The 22481-nt window shown below is 68.0% G+C and carries 20 protein-coding genes, 1 tRNA gene and 1 pseudogene; 8 read left to right on the forward strand and 14 right to left on the reverse strand.

From position 1 onward, the window contains the following. The 11 genes from WBL05_RS09605 to WBL05_RS09655 form a co-directional block, all read right to left on the reverse strand. Positions 1 to 964: PH domain-containing protein (locus tag WBL05_RS09605; RefSeq protein ID WP_424225501.1), on the reverse strand; the 964-nt coding region annotated here is incomplete at its 3' end. Beyond that, on the reverse strand, positions 961 to 1455 hold the full coding sequence (locus WBL05_RS09610) for a PH domain-containing protein (protein WP_424225503.1): 495 nt from the start codon (positions 1453 to 1455) through the stop codon (positions 961 to 963). The genes WBL05_RS09605 and WBL05_RS09610, both read right to left, overlap by 4 nt. Then, complete coding sequence (locus WBL05_RS09615) at positions 1456 to 2121, reverse strand: DUF1707 SHOCT-like domain-containing protein (RefSeq protein WP_424225504.1); 666 nt, start codon at positions 2119 to 2121, stop codon at positions 1456 to 1458. 82 nt (positions 2122 to 2203) lie between these two features. Beyond that, positions 2204 to 2701, reverse strand: a complete 498-nt coding sequence (gene tpx / locus WBL05_RS09620) for a thiol peroxidase (RefSeq protein ID WP_424225506.1) — start codon at positions 2699 to 2701, stop codon at positions 2204 to 2206. 33 nt (positions 2702 to 2734) lie between these two features. Further along, a tRNA-Gly gene (locus WBL05_RS09625) sits at positions 2735 to 2805 on the reverse strand. Positions 2806 to 2875: 70 nt separating this feature from the next. Beyond that, positions 2876 to 3397 carry a type II toxin-antitoxin system PemK/MazF family toxin gene (locus WBL05_RS09630; protein ID WP_424225507.1) on the reverse strand — a complete coding sequence of 174 codons (522 nt, stop codon included), beginning with the start codon at positions 3395 to 3397 and terminating at the stop codon, positions 2876 to 2878. 14 nt (positions 3398 to 3411) lie between these two features. Next, positions 3412 to 4086, reverse strand: coding sequence for an NfeD family protein (locus tag WBL05_RS09635; RefSeq protein ID WP_424225509.1), 675 nt, complete (start codon positions 4084 to 4086; stop codon positions 3412 to 3414). A gap of 209 nt (positions 4087 to 4295) precedes the next feature. Next, complete coding sequence (locus tag WBL05_RS09640) at positions 4296 to 5876, reverse strand: acetyl-CoA hydrolase/transferase family protein (protein WP_424225511.1); 1581 nt, start codon at positions 5874 to 5876, stop codon at positions 4296 to 4298. A 74-nt stretch (positions 5877 to 5950) separates the two neighbouring features. Further along, positions 5951 to 7159, reverse strand: a complete 1209-nt coding sequence (locus WBL05_RS09645) for a DUF1015 family protein (protein WP_424225512.1) — start codon at positions 7157 to 7159, stop codon at positions 5951 to 5953. 45 nt (positions 7160 to 7204) lie between these two features. After that, complete coding sequence (locus WBL05_RS09650) at positions 7205 to 8020, reverse strand: YwiC-like family protein (protein ID WP_424225513.1); 816 nt, start codon at positions 8018 to 8020, stop codon at positions 7205 to 7207. A gap of 36 nt (positions 8021 to 8056) precedes the next feature. Then, a complete protein-coding gene (locus tag WBL05_RS09655) occupies positions 8057 to 9049 on the reverse strand; it encodes a class I SAM-dependent methyltransferase (RefSeq protein ID WP_424225515.1) in 993 nt (330 codons plus the stop codon). Positions 9050 to 9079: 30 nt separating this feature from the next. On the opposite strand from WBL05_RS09655, the gene WBL05_RS09660 reads away from it, so the two are divergent. Continuing rightward, a complete protein-coding gene (locus WBL05_RS09660) occupies positions 9080 to 9973 on the forward strand; it encodes a pyruvate, water dikinase regulatory protein (protein WP_424225517.1) in 894 nt (297 codons plus the stop codon). A 177-nt stretch (positions 9974 to 10150) separates the two neighbouring features. After that, positions 10151 to 12799, forward strand: coding sequence for a pyruvate, phosphate dikinase (gene ppdK / locus WBL05_RS09665; RefSeq protein WP_424225518.1), 2649 nt, complete (start codon positions 10151 to 10153; stop codon positions 12797 to 12799). Positions 12800 to 12987: 188 nt separating this feature from the next. Here the strand turns inward: ppdK and WBL05_RS09670 are convergent, their stop codons facing one another. From WBL05_RS09670 to WBL05_RS09680, 3 genes are all read right to left on the reverse strand, one after another. Continuing rightward, a complete protein-coding gene (locus WBL05_RS09670; RefSeq protein WP_424225519.1) occupies positions 12988 to 13278 on the reverse strand; it encodes a hypothetical protein in 291 nt (96 codons plus the stop codon). Further along, complete coding sequence (locus WBL05_RS09675) at positions 13275 to 14213, reverse strand: HAD family hydrolase (protein ID WP_424225521.1); 939 nt, start codon at positions 14211 to 14213, stop codon at positions 13275 to 13277. The genes WBL05_RS09670 and WBL05_RS09675 overlap by 4 nt, the downstream gene beginning before the upstream one ends. 151 nt (positions 14214 to 14364) lie before the next feature. Continuing rightward, the gene (locus tag WBL05_RS09680; RefSeq protein WP_424225522.1) at positions 14365 to 16080 is read right to left on the reverse strand and encodes an IlvD/Edd family dehydratase; all 1716 of its coding nucleotides are present in this window, start codon (positions 16078 to 16080) and stop codon (positions 14365 to 14367) included. Positions 16081 to 16624: 544 nt separating this feature from the next. Between WBL05_RS09680 and WBL05_RS09685 the strand changes: the two genes are divergently transcribed. The 6 genes and pseudogenes from WBL05_RS09685 to WBL05_RS09710 form a co-directional block, all read left to right on the forward strand. Continuing rightward, the gene (locus WBL05_RS09685; RefSeq protein WP_424225523.1) at positions 16625 to 17497 is read left to right on the forward strand and encodes a hypothetical protein; all 873 of its coding nucleotides are present in this window, start codon (positions 16625 to 16627) and stop codon (positions 17495 to 17497) included. Positions 17498 to 17751: 254 nt separating this feature from the next. Beyond that, on the forward strand, positions 17752 to 18621 hold the full coding sequence (locus WBL05_RS09690) for a hypothetical protein (protein WP_424225524.1): 870 nt from the start codon (positions 17752 to 17754) through the stop codon (positions 18619 to 18621). Between the two features lie 597 nt (positions 18622 to 19218). Next, a complete protein-coding gene (locus tag WBL05_RS09695; protein WP_424225525.1) occupies positions 19219 to 20079 on the forward strand; it encodes a MetQ/NlpA family ABC transporter substrate-binding protein in 861 nt (286 codons plus the stop codon). Positions 20080 to 20083: 4 nt separating this feature from the next. After that, positions 20084 to 21067 carry a methionine ABC transporter ATP-binding protein gene (locus WBL05_RS09700; RefSeq protein ID WP_424225527.1) on the forward strand — a complete coding sequence of 328 codons (984 nt, stop codon included), beginning with the start codon at positions 20084 to 20086 and terminating at the stop codon, positions 21065 to 21067. Beyond that, on the forward strand, positions 21064 to 21735 hold the full coding sequence (locus WBL05_RS09705) for a methionine ABC transporter permease (RefSeq protein WP_424225529.1): 672 nt from the start codon (positions 21064 to 21066) through the stop codon (positions 21733 to 21735). The genes WBL05_RS09700 and WBL05_RS09705 overlap by 4 nt, the downstream gene beginning before the upstream one ends. Positions 21736 to 21852: 117 nt before the next feature. After that, a pseudogene (locus WBL05_RS09710) lies at positions 21853 to 22481 on the forward strand (hypothetical protein); the annotation flags it as partial.

Raw genomic sequence — 22481 nt, forward strand, 5'->3', positions numbered from 1 at the left:
TGCCCAGGCCGAGCACGTCCAGCCGTACCCGGTACCAGCCGAACGCCCGCCAGACCAGCGGCTGGCTGATGTCGACCGCCTGCACCCGGTCGCGCGGCACCGTCTGGCTGACCAGCGAGGTCAGCCCGGACGCCGTGCGCAGCCCGCCGTCGGCGGTGGTGCTGAGGGTGAAGTTGTACTCGTTGCGGATCCGGTTCAGCAGCATCGTGCCGGCTGCGATCAGCCAGGGCACCAGGAAGACGGTGCTGAACACCGCGTTCAAGGTGCCGGTCAGCGCGGCGACGCTGACCAGGATTGTCGCCGCCACCAGGAAGACCAAGGTGCCGTTGCTGATCACGATGGACGCGGCCAGCCGCCCGGTGGGCACCCGGACCACGACCCGGTCGGCCACCGAACGGTCGGCCAGGATGTCACCGACCGGACGCTGCGCGGATTCGATGACGGTGGTGCGGGTGCCCTGGGCGCGGGTGATCAGGTAGTCGCGCAACTGGTAGGCCCGGTCGCGCGCCAGGAACTCGATCGACTTTGCGCTGCCGGAGGCGCCCACGTCGATGCGCAGGGCGGCCAGCCCGAACAGCCGGGCGACCAACGGCTGCACCACGTCCACCGACTGGATCTTGGTGAAGGCGATCCGTTCGGAGCGGTGCGAGATGAAGTTATGCTCGATGCGCACCTGCTCGTCGTCGATCAGGAACCGGGTGTACCGCCAACTGAAGTAACCGAGCACCAACGGCACCACGAAAGCCAGGCCGATGACGACCGCGATCAGCCACCAGACCCGGCCGATCATGCTGAGGTCGTGGCTGGGCAGTTCCTGCAACCCGAAGAACAGCACCGCGGCGATCGCGATCCAGCCCTTGACCACCGGCGACAGCGGGTGGGGCCGCTCCGAGATCGTCCCAACCGGCGCTGCCGCCGGCATGGCCGGCGGGCTGGGCGGCCCGTTCTGCTCGGGGACGCTCACAGCCCGGCGGCCTGGTTCTCGCCGCGTTCGGTCAACCGGTCACGCAGTTCGGCGGCCGCCTGCGGCTCCAGACCGGGGATGCGGGCGTCGGACTGTGCCGACGCGGTGACGAGCTTGACCGAGGCCACCTTGAAGGCCCGCTCAAGCGGGCCGGCGGTTACCTCGACGGCCTGCATCCGGCCGTAGGGGACGACGGTCAGCCGGCGCATGAAGATGCCCGACTTGATGTACAGGTCCGTCTCGCGTTCGGCGTAGCCCCAGGCCCGGACGATGGCACCCTGCCGGATCACCCGCCAGCCGGTCAGCACCAGGAATACCGCGAGCACGACCAGGGCGATCGTCCGGTCGAGGAAGATGAACGACGGCACCACCGCGAGCACCGCCATCAGGCCCCAGCCCAGCAGCGCGTCCAACCGGCGCAGCGGGATGTACCTGGGCGACAGCGGCACCCAGTTCTCGGTGGGTGGAGCGAACAGCTCGGTTGCGCTCACTCAGAAGCTCCCCCTGATGCGGTCGGCCAGTGAGATGTGGTCGCTGCCGTAGATGGTCACGTCGCTCATGATTATCACCCCGGTCAGGTGCAACCGCGGCCGGCCCGGCCGGGCCGGGCTGAGTTTCTTCATTGTTACGTCGCTCATGATGGTCTGGGTGTCGTCGATCACCTCGACCCCTTCGGGCAGCCAGATCTTCAGGTCGCCCATGAAGCCGTTGACCTCGATGGTCACCTCGAGCGACTCGAAGCTGGCCTCGCGCAGGTCGAGCTTGACGGTGCCCAGCACCGGGCTGACGCTCAGTTGCGGTGCCACCACCCAGGAGCCCTTGCGCTCCTTGGTGCTGAGCAGCGCCAGGATCTGGTTGTTGCCGTAGTGGGTGGGCGCCAGGGCGGCGCTGGGACGCAGTTCGATCTCGTCTGCGTGGTGGGAGTCCCGGATGACCACCAGGTCGCTGGTCAGCACGTTGAGTTCCGGCTGGCTGCGGGCCAGCTCGGCCCGTTCGATCCGCTCCTGGAACTCGGCCTCGGTCAGGCGTCCCTCGGCGCGTCCCTGGTTGATGATCCGGATCGCCGCCTGCCGGTCGGCGTCCGAGGCGCGCAGGTAGGGCTGCTCGCTGGGTGGCTGCAGGAAACCCCCGTCGTAGGAATGGTCAGGGTCGCTCATGAGGCCAGTGTCCCAGACTCGCGACGCGCACAGAATGGGTGACGCCACCCATCTGGGCGCCACCCATGTCGTGCTGGGGCTGTCAGCCGAGAGCGGCGATCGCGGCGTCGTAGTCGGGCTCGGTGCTGATCTCGGGCACCTGCTGGGTGTAGATCACCTTGCCGTTCTCGTCCAGGATCACCACTGCCCGGGACAGCAGCCCCTGCCCCAGGCCCTCGGCCATGGTGACGCCGTAGTCGGAGCCGAAGCTGGAACGGAACGCCGAGGTGCTCACCACGTTCTCGATGCCCTCATTGACGCAGAACCGGTCATGGGCGAACGGCAGGTCCATGCTGACCGAGACGACCACGGTATTGTCCAGGCCGGCGGCCAACTGGTTGAAGCGCCGGATGCTGGCCGCGCAGGCCCTGGTGTCGAGGCTGGGGAAGATGTTCAACACCACGCGCTTGCCCCGGAACTGGTCGGAGGTGATCGTGCTCAGGTCGCTGCCGACCAGCTCGAACTCCGGAGCCTGGGAACCGACCTCGGGCAGGTCGCCGATGGTGTTGACGGACTTGTTCTTGTAGATCACGTTGGCCATGACACCCATTATGGTTTACGGATCAACTTACAGAGCGGGCGACGGGAATCGAACCCGCGTGTTCAGCTTGGGAAGCTGACGCTCTACCATTGAGCTACGCCCGCGTGTCACCTGATCGGCAACGAGGTGAGAGTCTAGCGCATCGGTCGCCCCGGCTGTCCAGTGCGGCGCCGCTCAGTCGTCCCAGTGCCGGGTGACCTCGCTGGCCACCCTGGTGAAGATCCTGGCGTCGACCCGGCCGGCCGTCCGGCGAACGGTATTGGGATCTATGCGGACGATCCGGTCGGTTCGCACCTCGCTGGCCCGGCGCCGGGCGTCCCACTCACCGGTGCCGATGTCTACCCAGTAACGGCCGGCCTGCCGCTCCTGCTGGGCATCCCGGTCGTGGTCCTGACTGGTCGCCGGCAACCCGAGCAGCCAGCCCTCCTCGGCGCCGATCAGCAGGACCGGACGGTCCTTGCCCTGGCTGGAGTCCTCCTCGTAGGCGACCCACGTCCACACCACCTCACCGGCGCGGTAGCCGCCCGGGCCGCGGCGCTCGTAAACCATCTCGGGACGCCCGGTGTAGTCGGACGAGGTGATCCCGGACTTGCCGGGGCCGCGCACCGGCTGGGTCTGCTGCTGGCCGAGCAGCTTGCGGTCCCGCAGCAACCGATCAGCGAGCCGGCTTATCGGCTGCAGGATCTTGATCACCATTGGCAAAGTCCTCTTCAGTGAGTCCGGAATCTGGGCGCCGGACCGTACGCTACCCCAGTTGGCGGCACGATGGCCGTACGCGGCGGATTGGCGAATCGTTGCCATGCCTCGAAGTAGGGCCGGGCCTGCCGGAGCCACAGCAGCCCGGTACCCAGCGCCGCAAATCCGAGCGTCAGCCACGACCAGGGCAGCACGAAGAATGCCAGCAGGCTGGTGATGCAGGCGGCGATGCCGGCGTTGCGGCTCCAGGACGCCCCATGCCAGACGTTGTAGGCGGCCACCCCCGGGCCGGCGGTCATGATGACCCCGATGACGGCCATCACGCACACCAGCACTATCGAACTGCCGGATCCGGGGCGCGGATCGAAAAGCTCGATCAGCCTCGAGCTGGTGGCGAAGTTGACGATGTTGATCGCCTGCCACCAGTACCACCAGTAGGTGACCATGGCGACCACGGCAGACACCGTGAAGGCGAGTGTGGCGGTCACGATCAACCGGCCGCGCACCGGCTCACCGGTGCGCCGGCTGATCGGGTAGCCGGCGATCTCCACCTCGATCGGGGGCAGCGTCCGGATCGGTTCGTCGAGCGGATCACCCAGTCCGGCGATGGACGCCGGGTCGGGTTCGGCCTGGACCACCTCGGTCGGCGGCGACTCTGCGCGCCGCGCCGGAACACTAGGCTCGCTCATCCACCGCTCCTGAATCGTCTGGTCGGGCATCGCATGGCCCAGACTAGACCCATCACACCAGCGCCCGGCAGGCCGTGGCGGCGTCGCTGGGCTACCTCGACGAACTCCACACCGCGCTGGCTGGGCGTCCCGAACAACTGCGCGCGCAACCCGCCGTCACCGTGGTTGAACGGCGGCTGGGCTGCGCGCGCTGCTGCTCGGTTGACCTGTTACTTGGCCGGGGTGGCCTGGACGTCCGCCGCCGGGGCCTCTGCGCCGTCGACCTGCGCCGCCGGGCTGGCCTGCCGCATCGAGCCGGTCTCCAGCAGGCGCTGGTGCCAGGACAACGCCTTGGTGAGCACGTGCGGGGTGTGGATGCCGTTGCTGACCCGCAGACCCTCGTTGTAGTAGTCCCACAGCGCCTCCCGGAAGTCGGGGTGCGCGCAGTTCTCGATGACGACCTTGGCCCGCTTGCGCGGCGACAGACCCCGCAGGTCGGCCAGGCCCTGCTCGGTGATCAGGATCATCACGTCATGCTCGGTGTGGTCGTGGTGGCTGACCATCGGGACGATCGCCGAGATATTGCCGTTCTTGGCGGTCGAAGGGCTCACGAAGACCGAGTAGCCCGCGTTGCGCGCGAAGTCGCCCGAGCCGCCGATGCCGTTCATGATCCGGGTGCCCATCAGGTGGGTCGAGTTGACGTTGCCGTAGATGTCGGCCTCGATCATGGCGTTGCAGGCGATGACGAACTGACGCCGGATGACCTCGGGGTGGTTCGAGACATCCGACGGCCGCAGGATGATCTTGCCGACGTAGTCGCGGGCGTTCTCGTTCATCTTCCTGGCCGCCTCCGGCGACAGCGAGAACGAGGTGGCCGAAGCGACGGTGATCTTGCCGGCGTCGATCAGGTTGATCATGCCGTCCTGGATCACCTCGGTGTAGCTGGTCAGGTAGTCGAAGTGCGAGTCGGCCAGCCCGGCCAGCACGGCGTTGGCGATGTTGCCCACGCCCGACTGCAGCGGGAAGAGCTGGCGCGGCATGCGTCCGGCCTTCACCTCGTAGTCGAAGAAGTCGAGCAGGTGCCCGGCGATGGCGCGCGAGTCCTCGTCGATCGGCTTGAACGGGGAGTTGCGGTCGGCGGCGTTGGTCTGGATGACTGCGACGACCTTGTCGGGGTTGACCTTGAAGGTGCGCTGCCCGACGATCGCGCCCGGGTGGTTGATCGGGATCGGGTTGCGCCGCTCCACGATGTTCATGTCGTAGTAGATGTCGTGCAGTCCGAACAGGTCCTCGGTCTGCCACTCGTTGACCTCGATGATGATCTTGTCGGCGTTGTCGAGGTAGGTGCGGTTGGAGCCAACCGAGGAGCTCGGCACCAGTTCGCCCTCGGGGGTGACCGCGGTGGCCTCCACGACCGCGAAGTCGAGCTTGCCGAGGAAGCCCATGTTGGTCAGCTTCGGGCCGTGCGACAGGTGGGTGTCGACGTAGTCGGTCGTGCCGTTGTTGATGCTCTTGCGCATCGCCGGGTCTGACTGATAGGGCACCCGGAAGCTGACGCCGCCGGTCTCAGCAAGCACGCCGTCCAGCTCGGGAGCGGTGGAGGCGCCGGTGAATACCCGGATGGTGAAGTCCTCACCGCGGGCGCGGGCCTCGTTGATCCGCTGGGCGAGTGCCCCCGGGAACTCCTTGGGGTATCCGGCTCCGGTGAACCCGGAGAAGCCGATGGATGCCCCCGGCTGCACCATCGCCGCCGCCTCGGCGGCGCTCATGATCTTGTTCGCGAAAGACGGATGCCCGATCCGGCCTGCCATATTTCCTCCCTGATTGTCTGTGCAAGTTAGGTTATCGATCGATGTCCGGGGCCCGATGCCCGGGGTTGGCTGGGTCAGTGCGGCAGCCTGGCGGTTGGCCGGATGACGACCCCGGTCCGCAGCTTCGGTGTGAAGAAGGTCGACTTCGGGGGCATCAGCAGTCCCTCCCGCGCGGTGCGCCGGATCTCGGCGAGCGAGGAGGGTCGGATGAGCACCGCACCGGCAGGCTTGCCGATCGGGCCGCTGCCCTTCAACTGGTCGAGCACCTGGTCCAGGCCGTGCTGGTAGTTGACCTTGGCCTGACTGCCGGCCAGCGCGTGCTCCAGCCACGCGCCGTCCAGGTCGCGCACCCCCTCGAAGGCGCCCGTCCTCGGCACCAGCCACTGGGCCTTGCCGTCCGGCGACAGCAGGACGAGCCGCTGGTCGGTGACCATCCGGGCCAGGGTGTGCGGCCCCAGCTCCTCGGTCATCGGCTCGAAGGTGAAGCTGCCCGCAAGGTCGTGCTTGAGCTGGTCGAACGAGATGCCGTCGTAGATGCGGTGGATGGCCTCGATCGACAACTGGTCGTCCACCAGTTCGTTGACGAAGGCGAGGGTGAATTCGGCTGCGGTGTCGTTGCGGCGCAGCGCCTTGCGGACCTTGTCGCGGTAGGTGCGCGAGATCGAGTACCGGTGGTGGCCGTCGGCGATCAGCACGTCGTCGCTGCCGATGATCCGGCGGATCTCCGCGATCCGGTCGGGGTCGGTGACCCGCTCGGCCCGGTGGGTGACCCCGTCCACGGTGATCTCGCCGACCGGGTCGCCGGGCGCCGCCAGTGCCGCCGTCAGTCCGGACGCCAGCGACAGCCCCCACACCGGCGACAGGTTGGCACCGGTGGCGATGGTCAGGTCGAGCCGGTCGGTGCTGGCCTTCTTGGTGGTGCGTTCGTGGGGCAGCACACCGCCGGCCCCCTCGTCCACCACTTCGAGGCCACCCAGGACGCCGGAGATGGTGCGGGCGGTGCCGCTGGCGTCGGTCAGGTCCATCCGGTAGATGGTGAGGCTGGGCTGCGATTCGCGGACCAGGACGCCCTTGGCGAGCCACTCCTGCAGCAGGTAGGCGGCCACCTTGTAGCGATTGTCGTCGCCGCGCGGCACGTCGATCCAGGTGATGTTGTGGCGGCTGCGGTGGCCCAGGTCGATGACGTCGTCTTCGGAGAGCACGTCGTAGGGCGGGGCGATCACGTCGTCCCAGTTGACCTCGGCGGCGTAACGAATGGCGTTGAAGGGTTCGAAGCGTGGCACGAGACCTACGCTACCGTTCGGCACCCCGCCCGAAGCCGGCTTCGATCAGAGCAGGCTGATCACCAGGGCGCCCACGCTCAACCCGATCTCGACCATTCCGATCTGCAGCGGGGCGAACCGGCCGACGTTGACCGGCAGCGACATGTACCAGGCCCGGGCGGTGGTCAGCGCGAAGAAGATGACCCACAGCGGCGAGGTCCAGCCGGCCAGCGCGGTGCCGACCGCAACCAGGGTGGCCACCGCGTGGTAGCCGACCGAACGAATCCGGGCCGGCCGCTGGCCGCGTTCCCGGATCAGCGCCTTGACGTGCAGCACGGTGCCGAAGAAGTAGGTGAACAGCGCCACGATGATGGCCACGTCGGCGCCGCCGGCGGGCCAGCCGTCCAGCATCGCGGCGGGGGTGACGAACCGCACCACCAGGCCCATCCCTACCGCCAGCACCATGGTGGCGAACCCGCTGGCCACCGCGCGGTCCTTGCGCCTGCCCGCCAGCCAGATCGCGAGCACCGCGAATGGCAAGCCGATCGGCAGCCAGGCGATGATCGGCCACCCACCCATCACCATGGCCGCCACCCCGAAGACCAGGGCGATCGCCCCGTGGACCAGCACCGGTCTGGCGTAGGTCGCCCGCCGGGCCGGCGCGGAGCGCAGCCAGTACGTCAGGGCGTTGAAGCAGAAGTAGGCGGCCAGCACGGTGACCGCCAGTGGCACCAGCCAGACGTCCAGCGTTGCCACCCGGGAACGCAGCACCACCCCGACCACGAACGGGACGATCAGCATCGCCCACGCGCCGTGCTGCCTGGGTATCCAGCCCTGGTTGGAGTGCCTGGTGGGTGTCCTCGTCGCCTGTGGTGTCGTCATTTGCCCTGATCCTAGGCCACCGCCCGGCGCGCGGAATCAGCGGCGCAGGCTGCGGGTCAGGGTGTAGTGGCGGTTCTGGGCCACCTGCCGGGTGGGGCCGACCAACTGGGAGAGCCGGGTGCGCCAGGGCAGGTGCGAGTTGAACACACACCAGAACTCGCCGCCGTCGCTGAGCGCGCGGCCGGCCTCGGCGAACAGCTGCAAGGTGGGCGTGGAGTCCTTGGCCGGGCCGCGGTGGAACGGCGGGTTGCACACCACGACGTCCAGGCTGCCGTTGCCGAAACCGGCCAGGTCGCACGCCCAGTGCACCTCGACCCCGGTGCCGGCCGACGTCAGCCGGCTGGCGTCGACGGCCGCCCAGGACGCGTCGACGGCATGCACCTGGGCCTGTGGGTGCCGGCGGGCCAGCAGTGTGGCCAGCACGCCGGAACCGGAGCCCAGGTCGAGGTAGCGGTCGGCGTCGGCGACCGATTCGAGGTGGTCGATCAGCAGTTGGGTGCCGGCGTCGATACGTCCGGCTGCGAACGTGGCCCCGTGCCAGTGCAGGTCGACCAACTGGCCGGCGACCACCAACTCGCGGCGGCGCGGCCAGGTGATCGGTGCCGGTATCGGATCGGACGCCAGCAGGGCGCGCGACTTGCGTTGTCCCAGCGATGCCGCCACCGCGCCGAAGTGGCTGCCCAGTACCCGGTTCATCGTCCGGTTCAGGTGCTTCTCGCGCCCGCCGGCCACCAGCCTCACTGCTGCACAGGCATGCCCGGCCACCAGTTCGGCGTACTCGTCCAGCGCTCCCAACGCCTTCGGCAGCCGCAACCAGACCAGGTCGACCCCGGACAGTGCCGCCGCGTCCAGCCGGTGCAGCAGCAGTGGCGAGGGCACTTGGCGCGCGTGGCGGATGTCGTCGCACCACACACTCACCCGGTCGGCCCGCCCGACGGCGGCCGGCACCAGTTCGGGGACGTCGATCACCAGCAGGTGCTCGGCTCGGGGCGGTGAATTGGCCAGGATGATTGCGGCGATCGGGTCCATGCGGCGATTGTGCCTTGGTAGCCTCACTGGATGACGGGCACTCACCTGGTCGTCCATGTCATTGCCGACAACACCGGCGACAGCGCAGCCCGACTGTGCCGTGCCGCCATGGCACAGTTCCCCGGCGTCAGCTACACCCTGGTCAGGCACCCGCGCAGCGGGGACGACGGCGGTTTGCTGAGCATCTTCGACACCATCAGCCAGGCCCGCGCGCAGGACCCCACGCTGCGGGTGCTGGTGCTGTTCACCCTGGTCCAGGAGCAGAAGGCGGCCATGGTCGAGCGTTACTGCACCGACAAGGGCATTCCGTTCGCCAACCTGTTCAGCGACACGCTGGCGGCGATCGAGGCCGCCTCGGGCCTGAAGGCCGACCAGGTGGCGATGCGTCCGGTCGCGATCGAGGCGGACTACTTCGACCGGATCAGCGCGATGGAGTACGCGGTGCGCAACGACGACGGCGTGTCACCCGAGGCGCTGCTGGAATGCGACATCTGCCTGGTCGGACCGTCCCGCACCGGCAAGACACCGCTCGCCCTGTACCTGGGATTCCTCGGCTACAAGGCTGCCAACGTGCCGCTGGTGGCGGGGATCGAGCCGCCGGAGGAGCTGTACCGCATCGACCGGTGGCGGATCGTCGGGCTCACCCTCGGCGCCGAGGAACTGGCGGCGATCCGGTCGCGACGCGCCAAGGGGCTGCGCAACTACGGGTCCAAGGACGGCGGCTACGCCGACCTGTCGCGGGTCTACGAGGAACTGGACGAGGTGGGCCGCACGCTGCGGTCGCTGGGCTGCCCGGTGCTCGACAACACCGGCCTGACCATGTCGGAGGCCGCCGACCGGGTGATCGAAATGGTCGCGGACCGCGCCCGCCGGGCAGGTGCGAGCCTGCGCCGGCTGCCCGACACCATGAAGTTCCGGCCCTGACCCAACCGCAGGGAGGGGCCATCACAGCTCCGGAACTGCCGTCGGCTGCTGCCGAGAGGGGCAGTTGGCGTCCGGTTGCCTGCTGAGGGCAGAATAGGCCGTGGACGTCCTGTAGTGGGGACTCAGCAGGGTCTCGGCCCGAGAACTGACATTTGCTAGTCAAAGGAGAGCTCAGCAGTGGCTGACAAGTACATATACGACATCGCCGAGGGCGATGCGACGATGAAGTCCATCCTCGGTGGCAAGGGCGCCGGCGTGGCCGAGATGATGCGGCTCGGGGTGCCGGTCCCGGACGGGTTCACCGTCACCACTGCCGCCTGCATCCACACCATGAACAACAACGGCGAGTGGCCCAGTGACCTGCGTGCCCAGGTTGCCGAGGGGCTGGCCCGCTTCGAGGAACGCGTCGGCCGCAAGCTCGGCGGCAAGGACAAGCCGTTGCTGGTCTCGGTCCGCTCGGGTGCCGTGGTCTCGATGCCCGGCATGATGGACACCATCCTCAACCTCGGAATCTCGGACGAGACCGTCGAGTCGATCGCCAGCGAGTTCGACAACGAGTGGTTCGCCTGGGACTGCTACCGCCGCTTCATCCAGATGTACGGCGAGGTCGTCGAGGGTGTCTCCGGCCACCTCTACGAGGACGCGCTGCGTGCCAAGAAGGCCGACCGCGGCGTCCAGGCCGACACCGACCTGACCGCCGAGGACCTGAAGGAACTGGTCGCCGAGTTCAAGCAGATCTCCAACGACGCCCTGGGCGGCGAATGGACGACAGACCCGGTCGAGCAGCTGTACCGCGCGATCGACGCCGTCTTCCGCAGCTGGGGCAACCCCCGCGCCGAGGTCTACCGCAAGGCCAACAACATCTCGCGCGACCTGGGCACCGCGGTCAACATCATGCAGATGGTCTTCGGCAACCGTGGCGACACCTCCGCCACCGGCGTCTGCTTCACCCGCAACCCGTCCACCGGCGAGAAGGGCCTGTACGGCGAGTTCCTGGTCAATGCCCAGGGTGAGGACGTCGTCGCCGGTATCCGTACCCCGAGGCACCTGTCCGAGATGGAACAGGTGCTGCCGCAGGCCTACCGCGAACTGCTCGACACCATGGCTCGCCTCGAGGCGCACTACAAGGACATGCAGGACCTGGAGTTCACCATCGAGGATGGCAAGCTCTACATGCTGCAGACCCGCAACGGCAAGCGCACCGCCGCCGCCGCGCTGAAGATCGCCTCCGACCTGGTCGACGAGGGCGTCATCGACAAGCGCGAGGCGCTGCGCCGCATCGAGCCCTCCCAGCTCGACCAGCTGCTGCACCCGGCTATCGACCCGGCCAACACCGCCAAGCCGATCGCCAAGGGCCTGCCGGCCTCACCCGGCGCGGCCGTAGGTGAGGTCGTCTTCGACGCCGACACCGCCGCCGAGCGTGGCGGCAAGGGTGAGCCGGTCGTCCTGGTGCGCTACGAGACCACCCCGGACGACATCCATGGCGTGCTGGTGGCTCAAGGCATCCTGACCGCCCACGGCGGCATGACCAGCCACGCCGCCGTCGTCGCCCGCGGCTTCGGCAAGCCCTGTGTGGCCGGCGCCACCTCGATCAAGATCGACGTCGCGGGCCGCAAGCTCAGCATCGACGGCCAGGTCTACGGCGAGGGTGACGTCATCACGCTGAACGGCTCCACCGGTGAGGTCTTCGGCGAACCGTTGAAGCTGATCCCGCCGCGGATCAACGAGGACTTCCTCAACGTTGTCACCTGGGCCGACGAGGTGCGGACGATGGGTGTGCGCGCCAACGCCGACAACCATGACGACGCCGCAAAGGCGCGCGAATTGGGCGCCGAGGGCATCGGCCTGTGCCGCACCGAGCACATGTTCATGGCCGCCGACCGGCTGCCGGCGGTTCGCGAGATGATCCTCGCCGAGAACGCCACCCAGCGGGCCGCCGCCCTGGAGAAGATCCTGCCCATGCAGCAGGCCGACTTCGAGGGCATCTTCACCGCCATGAAGGGGCTGCCGGTGACCGTCCGGTTGCTCGACCCGCCGCTGCATGAGTTCCTGCCCAACCTGGTCGACCAGTCGCTAAAGGTGCAGAAGCTGGAGCTGACCGACGGTGACCCGGCCGAGCTCGAGAAGGAGCGGGCGCTGCTGGCGCAGGTGAAGAAGCTGCACGAACTGAACCCGATGCTCGGTACCCGCGGCTGCCGGCTGGCGATGCTGTACCCCGAGATCCCTGAGATGCAGACCCGCGCGATCATCCGGGCGGCGCTGGCCGTCTGGGAGCGGGAGGACGAGACCGTCAGCGTCGAGATCATGATCCCGCTGGTCAGCCTCGAGTCCGAGATCAAGAAGCAGCGCGAGATCGTCGACAAGGCCGCCCAGGAGGAGATCGCGGCGGCCGGCCAGGAGCTCGACTACACCGTCGGCACCATGATCGAGCTGCCCCGGGCCAGCCTGATCGCCGACCGGATCGCCCAGCACGCCGACTTCTTCAGCTTCGGCACCAACGACCTGACCCAGACCGGCCTGGGCATCAGCCGTGACGATGCCGAGAACGGCTTCCTCACCGACTACGTCGTCGAGGGTGTGCTGGAGCGCAACCCGTTCGAGTCGATCGACGTCGACGGCGTCGGCGAGCTGGTCAGGATCGGTGTCGAGAAGGGCCGCAACGCCAAGGCCGACCTCAAGTGCGGGGTCTGCGGCGAGCACGGCGGTGACCCGGACTCGATCGACTTCTTCCAGGGCGTCGGGTTGAACTACGTGTCCTGCTCGCCGTTCCGGGTGCCGATCGCCCGGTTCGCGGCGGCCAGGGCTGCGATGGACCAGCAGGACTGACCATCGCCTGAGCAAACTGAAGGGCCCGGCTCCCATCTGGGGCCGGGCCTTCGGCGTGCGTCCTGCGATCAGCCCATCAGGACGAGACGGCTCACAGCCTGGCCTGCCAGCCTCGGTCTGAGCACTGTTGGCGATGCAGGTGCCGTCACTCATCGCGCCGTTGCCGCCGGAGTCACAGTTCGCAGCGATCAGCAGCGGATCTTCGAGGCCTTCTGCAGCCGGTTCAGCAGGTCCTGCACCTTGTTCGAGGTGCCGCCGCGGTAGCGGGCGACGACGATGTGGAACTTCTCGATCTCCTCGGCGGTGTACGGGTTGCCGGAGAAGGCGTCTGGACCGAAGTGGAACAGATTGGTGAACAGCTGGCCGACCTGCTCGTCCAGGCTCATCCCGGCAAGGGTTTCCTCCACCCAGGCGATCTGCTCGTCATCGAGGTTGTAGGGGGAGGCCTTGAGGTCACAAGTCTGGGCATCTGGGGTCACTTCACTTTCGGCATGACGATCTTGCGGTTGCCGGAGATGGTTTCCCAGGGCACCTCGTCGGGCAGCTTGGCGTTGAACTCGTCGATCAGCATCTGCTGGTACTCACCGGCGTAGCTGCCTTCCAGGAACTTCTGCAGGGCTTCGTCCTTGAAGCGTTGCCACGACCGCTTCTCCTCACCCGGCAGGATCGGGTAGTAGAGGCACTGGGCCTTGGCGGCGGCGTCCCGGTCGCCGGGGGCGTCGCCGATGAGCAGGATCTTGTCCGGGTCGTACTTGCCGGTGGCGGCGTACTGGATGTGCTCGGCCTTGGAGCCCATTTCCTGCCCGGCGATCATCTTCATGTACTTGGCGATGTCGTGAGCGTTCCACTCGTAGGTCAGCGCGTGCAGCGGGGTCGCCGAGACGACCATGCAGTCGACTTCGTCCTGCAGCGCTATCAGGGCCTCGCGGACGCCGGGGAACGGGCCGGCGCCGTGCACCATGTCGGCGATGGCTTCGTTGACCCCGTTGCCCCAGCGGATCGCCCGGGCGATGGTGTCGGACGGGTGGTCCTCGTAGTAGGCGGCGATGCCCTTGTCGGACAGCGGGTAGCCGGGGGCCTGGGTGAACTCGCCCAGCTCGGGATACGGCGGGATGGTGACTCCACGCTCGGCCACCTCGACCCGGTCACGCAGCAGGTCGAGCAGTTGCTTGAGGGCGAGCCAACGGTTCAGGCCGCGCGTCACCGAGTAGAGGTTGACGAACAGGGCCGTCTGGCGGGCCAGCGTCGAGATCGGCTGCAGGTCCCAGTACTTGATGTAGCACGGGGTGAAGCACTCCTGGTGCTTGATGTCCATTGCGTCCATCGCGCACCCGTCGGAGTCGATTCCCACGAAGTACTTCTTGGTGGGCTCGAAATCGACGAGCGGCTGGGCGGCTTCGGGGTGCTGACTCAACGCGTCCTCCTTGGGGTCGGTTCATGACAGCGTCGGCCTCTCGGCCATGCCGCGACATGTAGCCAGCAACCTAGCCGGAGCGCGATTGGTTCGCCGCTGATCGCGAGAATCTGCAGCCGCCCAGCCCTGCCGGGTGTGGACGCCCGGGGCGTCAGTGCGATTCCCTGGGCACCCCCGAGCCGGACGAGCCCACCAGGAAGTCGAGGTCGGCACCGGTGTCGGCCTGCATGACGTGGTCGACGTAGAGCCGCTGGTAGCTGCGGTTGGGGGACGCGAAGGTCGCCGCGGTCTGCGGGGTCACCTCGCGGGCGGCCAGCTCTTCGTCCGGGATGTCGACGCGCAGCGTGCGGTTGGCCACGTCGAGGACGATGTGGTCGCCGTTGCGGACCTTGCCGAGCGGGCCGCCGGCTGCTGCCTCGGGGGAGACGTGCAGCACCACGGTGCCGTATGCGGTGCCGGACATTCGGCCGTCGCAGATGCGGACCATGTCGCGTACTCCCTTGGCCAGCAGCTTGGCGGGCAGCGGGGTGTTGGAGACCTCCGGCATGCCCGGGTAGCCCTTCGGACCCGCACCGCGCAGCACGATCACGCAGGTCTCGTCGATGTCGAGCTCGGGGTCGTCGATGCGGGCGTGCAGGTCCTCGATGTTCTCGAAGACCACCGCCCGACCGCGGTGGCTGAGCAGTTCTGCCGACGCCGCGGCCGGCTTGATGATCGCTCCGGTGGGCGCCAGGTTGCCGCGCAGCACCGCGATGCCGGCCTCTTCCTGCACCGGGTTGTCGCGGGTGGCGATGACGTCGGAGTCGGTGATCGGGTGACCGTCCAGGTACGTCGACAGCGGCTTGCCGGTGACGGTGATCGCCTCGTCCGACAGCAGGTCGCGGACCTGGTTCAACACGGCGAGCAGGCCGCCGGCACGGAACAGGTCGTCCATCAGGTACTTGCCAGCCGGCTGCAGGTTGACCAGCAGCGGCAGGTGCGAACCGTGCTCATCGAAGTCGGTGAGCTTGAGGTCGGCGCCTACCCGGCCGGCGATGGCCAGCAGGTGCACCACGGCGTTGGTCGAGCCGCCGACCGCCGCGAGCGCGACGATCGCGTTCAGGAAGGCCTCGCGGGTGAGGATCTGGGAGGGCTTGAGGTCCTCCTCGACCATCTCGACGATCCGCTGCCCGGTGGTGTGCGCCATCTTCAGCAGCCGGGCGTCCGGTGCCGGGATGCCGGCGCTGCCAGGCATCGTCATGCCCAGCGCCTCGGCCATGATGCCCATCGTGGAGGCGGTGCCCATGGTGTTGCAGTGCCCGGCTGAGCGGATCATGTCCTGCTCGGAGGCGACGAAGTCCTCCACCGACAAAGTGCCGGCCCGCATCTCCTCCGACAGCTTCCAGATGTCGGTGCCGCAGCCCATCGGCCGGCCGCGGTAGTTGCCGGTCAGCATCGGGCCACCGTTGAGCATGATGGTGGGCAGGTCGACCGAGGCCGCGCCCATCAACAGGCTCGGGACGGTCTTGTCGCAGCCACCCAGCAGCACCACGCCGTCGACCGGGTTGGCGCGGATCAGTTCCTCGGTCGCCATCGCGGCCAGGTTGCGGTAGAGCATCGCGGTTGGCCGCAGCTGGGTCTCGCCGAGCGAGATGATCGGCATGTCGAGGGGGACGCCGCCAGCCGCCCAGATGCCGTTCTTGACCGCGGCGCTGACCTGGTTGAGGTGGGCGTTGCACGGTGACAGGTCGGAAGCAGTGTTGCAGATCGCGATGTGCGGACGCCCGTAGAACGCGTCGTCGGGCAGGCCACGGCGCATCCATGCGCGGTGGATGTAGGCGTCCCGGTTGGTTCCCTCGTACCAGGCGGCAGTTCGGCGCTGCACCATTGCGGTCTCCTCTGACTGGTGAATCGTGGTGCGTCCAGCCTAAGCGGACGGGTGCGCGGGCCGAGCTCCGGGGTGCTCATCATGGACGATATAGCCACCTCTGGGCGCACCGCCAGCCACAGGCCCAGGTAGCCGCTTGTGCCAGGGCCCTCGGTCGAGGATGCACGGGGTGGCTGGGCACTTTGCGTCCCGGACGCCGAAGGATGTACGCGCTTGGCCCCGGACCCGGGCATTATCCGTGGCGGCAGCTGGAAAGTGTTCACCTTCGGGCGGGCGGACGGCCGGCGGGCGGGTCCCGGGGATCCAGTCCCGGGGCGTCCTGGCAGGGCCCTCGGTCGAGGCTGCACGGGGTGGCTGGGCACTTTGCGTCCCGGACGCCGAAGGATGTACGCGTTTGGCCCCGGAACCGGGCATTACCAGTGGCGATCGCGGGAAAGTGCCCGCCCACAGGCTAGGGACCGAGGAGACTCGAACCGGGTGGGCCAAGAGACCTCGTCCTACGCTGGCAGTCATATCCGGCCGTCGCTGATCAAAGGAGACAGGGATGAACGGCATCGAGAAGCCAACCTCGGCCCGGCCCCGTCCAGGCCTGGCCGGCCTGCTTGCGCTAACCGCCCTGGGCGCCGCGGCTTGCGCGATCGTCGGCATCTGGTTCCGGGGCGAGGCGGGAACCCGAACCGTGGAAACGCTCTACGGGCCGGTCGAAGTGATCGTCGGCGGGCTCTACCAAGGCAACTCCCCGGCCCTGGTCGCCGAAGGGATCGGCTGGGACTACGTCACGCTCTTTCTGGTGGTCCCAGCAATGCTCGTTTTGTCGGTGCTGCTGGGCAAGCACGGCGGGATGCGGGTCCAGGTGGCCACCGGCGGGCTGTTCTTCTACTGCCTCTACCAGTACTTCCAGTACGCCATCGGCTACGCCTTCGGGCCGCTGACGCCAGCCTTCATCGCGGTGGCGGGCGGGGCGATGCTCGGCTTCGTATGGTCACTGGGGACTATCCTCGATGCCCGACCAGGGCCTGGCTACCCACGGCGGGCGATGGTCGCGGTGCTGGCGTTCCTGCTGCTGGTCATGGTCGGAATGTGGGGAGCCCGTATCGCCGGCGCCCTGCCGCAAGCCAATCGACAAGCTGCCCTGCTCGGCGGCACGACCATGCCGGTGCAGGTGATGGACCTCGTCCTGCTCTGCCCGCTCTGCCTGTTCTTCACAGTGCTGCTGCTGCGCCGGGTCCGGTTGGGTTTCGTGCTGGCCGCGGTGCTCACGGTCAAGGGCAGCGCGCTCGGGCTGGCGGTCGGGGCGATGGTGCTGACCGCATCGCTGACCACCGGCGAGCTGCAACTGGTGCCCATCGTGCTCTTCTTCGGGATGGGCGCTGCCTGTGCAACCGTCTCGGTGCTGGCGATCCGCTCACTGAACTGATTCGACTGTTTGGGACTGCCAATCCCGTTGGTGGGGCGCTTTCCAGCGTTCGGTATGGATGGCGCCCGGCTCCGGAGTTGAACGTGTACGCTCTCGGGCGTCCGGGGCCGAGAGTGCTCGATCGCCCGGTAGGGCCCGCTCCCGGCCCTGCAGTGGGCGCCGTCCCGCCCGCCAGGAACACCGAGCGGCCGAGTTATCCACAGAATCCCCGACCCGGTTGAGGTGGGGCACACATCCGGGATCAAATGCCTTGCATGTCACCCATCACAACCAGAGCAGCCTACGAGCGCGGTATCAGCAGACGCCGGCTCTACTCCGCGTCCTTCCGCCAGTTGCTGCACGGCGTTCACGTCCCGGCCGACGAGTCGGTGACCATCCAGACCTGGGACGCCGCCGCCCGGCTGGTACTTCCGGACGACGCGCAACCCACGGGTATCACCGCCCTGCAACTGGCGGGGCTGGATCTGGGGCAACCACTGCCCTTGCACTTCGCCACGGGGTCGAATGCGCGATGCGAGCGTCCCGAAGTCCGGCTCCACGGCTACGGGCCAGGCGAGGTCACCTTGTCGATGGCGCTGGCGGAGTACTGCTCTGCGGCCACCCTGATGGATGGCGTCATCGTCGCCGATCGGGTCATGCACCTGGGGATCGCCTCTCCGACCGAGGTCGCGTCGATGCAGCATCACAGTGCCCGGCAGGTGCGAAAGGTCGCCCAATTGGCTCGGCCCGGAGCCGAGTCGCCGCAGGAGACCAGGACCCGGCTTTGTCTGGTGCTTGCTGGCCTGCCAGAGCCCGGGCTGCAGATCGTGGTTCGAGATGGTGGACGCTTCGTTGGCCGCTTCGACATGGGATACGACGACTACGGTCTGCTGATCGAGTATGAGGGCGATCAGCATCGCTCCGACAAACGGCAATGGTCCGCCGACATCCTGCGGGAGGAACGCGCTCGCCAGTTGGGTTCGACTGTGGTGCGAATAACCGGCGAGCTGTTTCGGGACCCGTGGTCTCAGGCTATTCGGGTCCACCAGGAGCTGGTTCGACTGGGATACCGCGGCCCGGGGCCAAGCCGGACGCCAGCCTGGGAGCACGCCTTCGGCTCTGTTCGGCTGCGGGTGGTCGCGTGATGACCGGAGCCGAGCGTTCCGGACGGCCCGCCGCATGGCCGAGCACTTTGCGTCCTGAGTCACGAAGAATGCACGCCTTCGGTCCGAGAAGCGGGCACTACCGGGCCCGAACGCGGGAAAGTGCCCGGGGGAGTGAGGAAGGTTGTCACAGGAAGCAGGAGAGGGTGGCACGGTGGCGCAGAAACGGCACCGGAGACAGGCTGGCGCAGAAACGGCACCGGAGACAGGCTGGCGCGGAAGAAGCGCACCGGAGGCAGGGCGGTGCGGAGGAAGGGGTGCCGGACGCCGGGTCGGCGGAGGGCAGGTGGGCGCAGGCAGCGTGCGAGGCAGCCCTGCTCAAGCCGAGCAGAATGGACGCGGCTTTGTGGCCATTGGGCCGGATGCGTTAGGGTGCTCGTCATGGGTTTCATCACGGTCTCGCGCGGTATCGACCGCGTCAGCATGATGATGCCCATGTGCTGTCGGTGCATGTCCGCCTGACAGCACGGACCCGATCGCTCCTCGACCGAGTTGCAGCGATGGTGTCCTTCCGGCGCAGATCGCTGCGGACCGTGCTGTTGGACGATCATTGATCCGACCACTAACGAAGGACGCCTGATGCGAATCCGGAAACTGTTCACCGGCACGATTGCCGCCGCACTGCTCACCACGCTGGCCGCCTGCGGAGCTGGCGGCGAAGCCGACGCAGGAGCGACCGCCGACCCGAGCCAGCCGCTGCGGGTGATCGCGGACGTGGTCCCGCACGCCGAACTCATCAAGGAGGCCGAGAGCCTGGGCCTGCTTGGTGACACCGAGATCGAGCTGACCGAGAACTCCGGTCAGATCGACCAGAACCAACTGGTCAACGAGGGCGACCTCGACGCCAACTTCTTCCAGCACGTGCCCTACCTTGACGACTGGAACGCCAACCACACCGACTCGGACCTGGTGCCGGTCGCCACTGTGCACGTCGAGCCGCTCGGCCTCTACTCCAGGAAGGTCACCTCACTCGCCGACGTGCCGCAGGACGCCACCGTCGCCATCCCGGAAGATCCCACCAACCAGGCTCGAGCGCTGTTCCTGCTCGAGGACGCCGGCCTGCTGACCCTGGACGTGAACCGCGAAGACCCGGATCTTGACTACTCCCAGGTCAGCGACGCCAACGTCGCCGAGAACCCGAAGAACATCACGTTCGTCAAGATCGACCGCCCGCAGCTCGCCGCCTCGCTGGACGACCCGCAGGTCACCCTGTCCATCGTGAACGGCAACTACGCGCTCGAGGCCGGCCTGGTCCCGGCCGATGATGCCCTTGTCCTCGAGGAGGCGGAGGGCAACCCCTACGCCAACGTGCTGGTGGTCAAGGAGACCCTCGCCGACGACCCGCGGGTGCAGGCACTGGCCGACGCGCTGGAGTCGCCCGAACTGGCCCAGTTCATCATCGAGAACTACCAGGGCTCCGTCCTGCCGGTGAACGGCTGACCCGGTGATCACCGTCACCAACCTGACCAAGGTCTACGGCGTCGGGGACAAGGCCGTGGCGGCCGTGGAGGATGTCAGCCTGCACGTGCCGCCCGGCGGCATCTTCGGGATCCTCGGCCGGAGCGGCGCCGGCAAGACCACGCTGATGCGTTGCCTGACCGCGCTGGAACGACCGACGTCGGGTTCGGTGCGGGTGGCAGACTCCGAGCTGACCGCCCTCAACGGTGCCCAACTGCGGGCCATGCGGCACCGGATGGGCATGATCTTCCAGCATTTCAATCTGCTCAACTCCCGCACCGCGGCCGACAACGTCGCGTTCCCGCTGGAGGTGCAGGGCGTCGCCAAGCCCAACCGGGACGCCCGGGTGGCCGAGCTGCTCCAGATGGTCGGACTGGGTGACCGGGCGCACAGCTACCCGTCCCAGCTCTCGGGCGGTCAGAAGCAGCGCGTCGGCATCGCCCGGGCGCTGGCTGCCCGTCCCGACGTGCTGTTCTGTGACGAGGCCACCAGCGCGCTCGACCCGGCCACCACCGAGCAGATCCTCGACCTGCTCAAGCAGATCAATCAGGCCACCGGCGTCACGGTGGTGCTGATCACTCACGAATCCGAGGTGGTTCGCCGGATCTGCGATTCCGCCGCGCTGATGGCCGACGGTCGTGTCGTTGAGGAGGGCCCGCTGCTGGGGCTGATGGTCGAACCGGAGTCGCGGTTGGCTGACCTGTTGCTGCCGACCGGCGACCCCGCCCTCGATCCGGGCCACCAGTCGGTGGTGCTGACCTTCGCCGGGGAGCACATCGCTGAGCCGGTCATCTCCTGTCTGACCAGGCACTTCGGCCTGGACGTGTCGATTCTGGGCGGTGCGGTGGACTGGATCGCTGGCCGCAAGGTCGGCCGGCTGCGGGTCTCGCTGTCGCACCCCGACGGGGTCTTCGACCACGCCGCCGTGCACAAGTACCTGGCCGATCGAGAAGTGAGTGCCCGGCTATGAGGAAGGCCAGCTGGCTCGAGGCATTCCCCGAGCTCATGGAATCGTTGGGCCAGACCGCCTGGATGGTCGGCTGGTCGTTCCTGATCGTGGTCGTGCTCGGCCTGGTGGTCGGGGTGATCCTGCGGCTCGCCTCGCCCGACGGGCTGCGTCCGAACCCGTTCGTCTACCAGGGCGTCGGCGTGGTGGTGAACCTGGCCCGCTCGCTGCCGTTCCTGATTCTGATGATCGCCCTGATCGGGTTCACCCGCTGGCTGGTCGGCACCGCCTACGGCCCGACCGCAGCCATCGTGCCGCTGTCGGTTGGCGCCATCCCGTTTTATGCCCGAGTCGTGGAGGCTGCGCTGCGCGAGGTCTCGCCGGGCAAGATCGAGGCGGCCCAGGTGATGGGCGCCAACACCTGGCAGATCGTCGGCAAGGTGCTGCTGCCCGAGTCGATGCCCGGGCTGATCTCGGGCGCCACGCTGACGTTGGTCACCCTGATCGGCTACTCCACGATGGCCGGCGCGATCGGTGGCGGTGGCGTGGGCGACTTCGCGATCCGCTACGGTTACCAGCGGTTCAACGCCGAGGTGTTGCTGGTCGCGGTGGTCGTGCTGATCATCGTCGTTCAGCTCGTGCAGTCGATCGGGGACGCCATCGTCAACCGGATGGCCTATCGCCGCGGCTGACCTGTCACCCGACCGGGCCCGCCCTGCTGTGTTGCGGCGGCGTCCCAGGGCCATTCGTGCCAAGCTGGTGACACCAGCGCCTCACCCGTGCCGGCGCGCGATGGAGGGAGACCGCAGATGAGGACGCCGTACGGCGCGTGGCGCGTTACCTACACCCCCGGCAGTTGGGTGGCGCTGAGTGGCCCGACGTCCATGGTGGTGCTGCAGCCGATCGGGCCCGAGGCGTCCGAGCTGCTCAACATGCTGTGGGACGAGCTGCTGCCCAGCGCCTCGGCCAACGAGATCACCGCCCGGCTGACCGGCTATGGTCTGGACGCGATGCCCAACCTGGCCGTCTTCTTCTGGGAGGACGACCAGTTGTACTGCCTGCTGCGCGGGTCGGTGCAGGTGCTGGACGCCGACACCTCGCAGGTGCTGGCCACCGGCAGCGGTGCCCGAACCTGGCGGGAGGCCGAACTGGCCAGCCCCAGGGTGCAGGTGCTGCTCGAGGACGCTGACCTCGCCGAACTCCTGCAGTTGCCGCTGGTGATCGGTGCCGCCAGGGTGTCCTCGATCTTCCTGGACGCCGAGGTGGCGGCGTCCGTTCCCGCCGCGCCGCAGGTGGCGCGCGAAGTGGTGGGGCCCGAAGCGGGGGCTCAGGTTCCGGAACCCGAACCGGAGCCGGAACCGGAGGCCGGCCAGCCAGCCGTGGTGGCCCAGCCCGACGTTTCGATGCTCGGCCCGGTGACCCCGGCGGTGGTGCCGGA

Origin of the sequence: Brooklawnia sp., assembly GCF_049651565.1 — a bacterium.
GTDB lineage: Bacteria > Actinomycetota > Actinomycetes > Propionibacteriales > Propionibacteriaceae > Brooklawnia.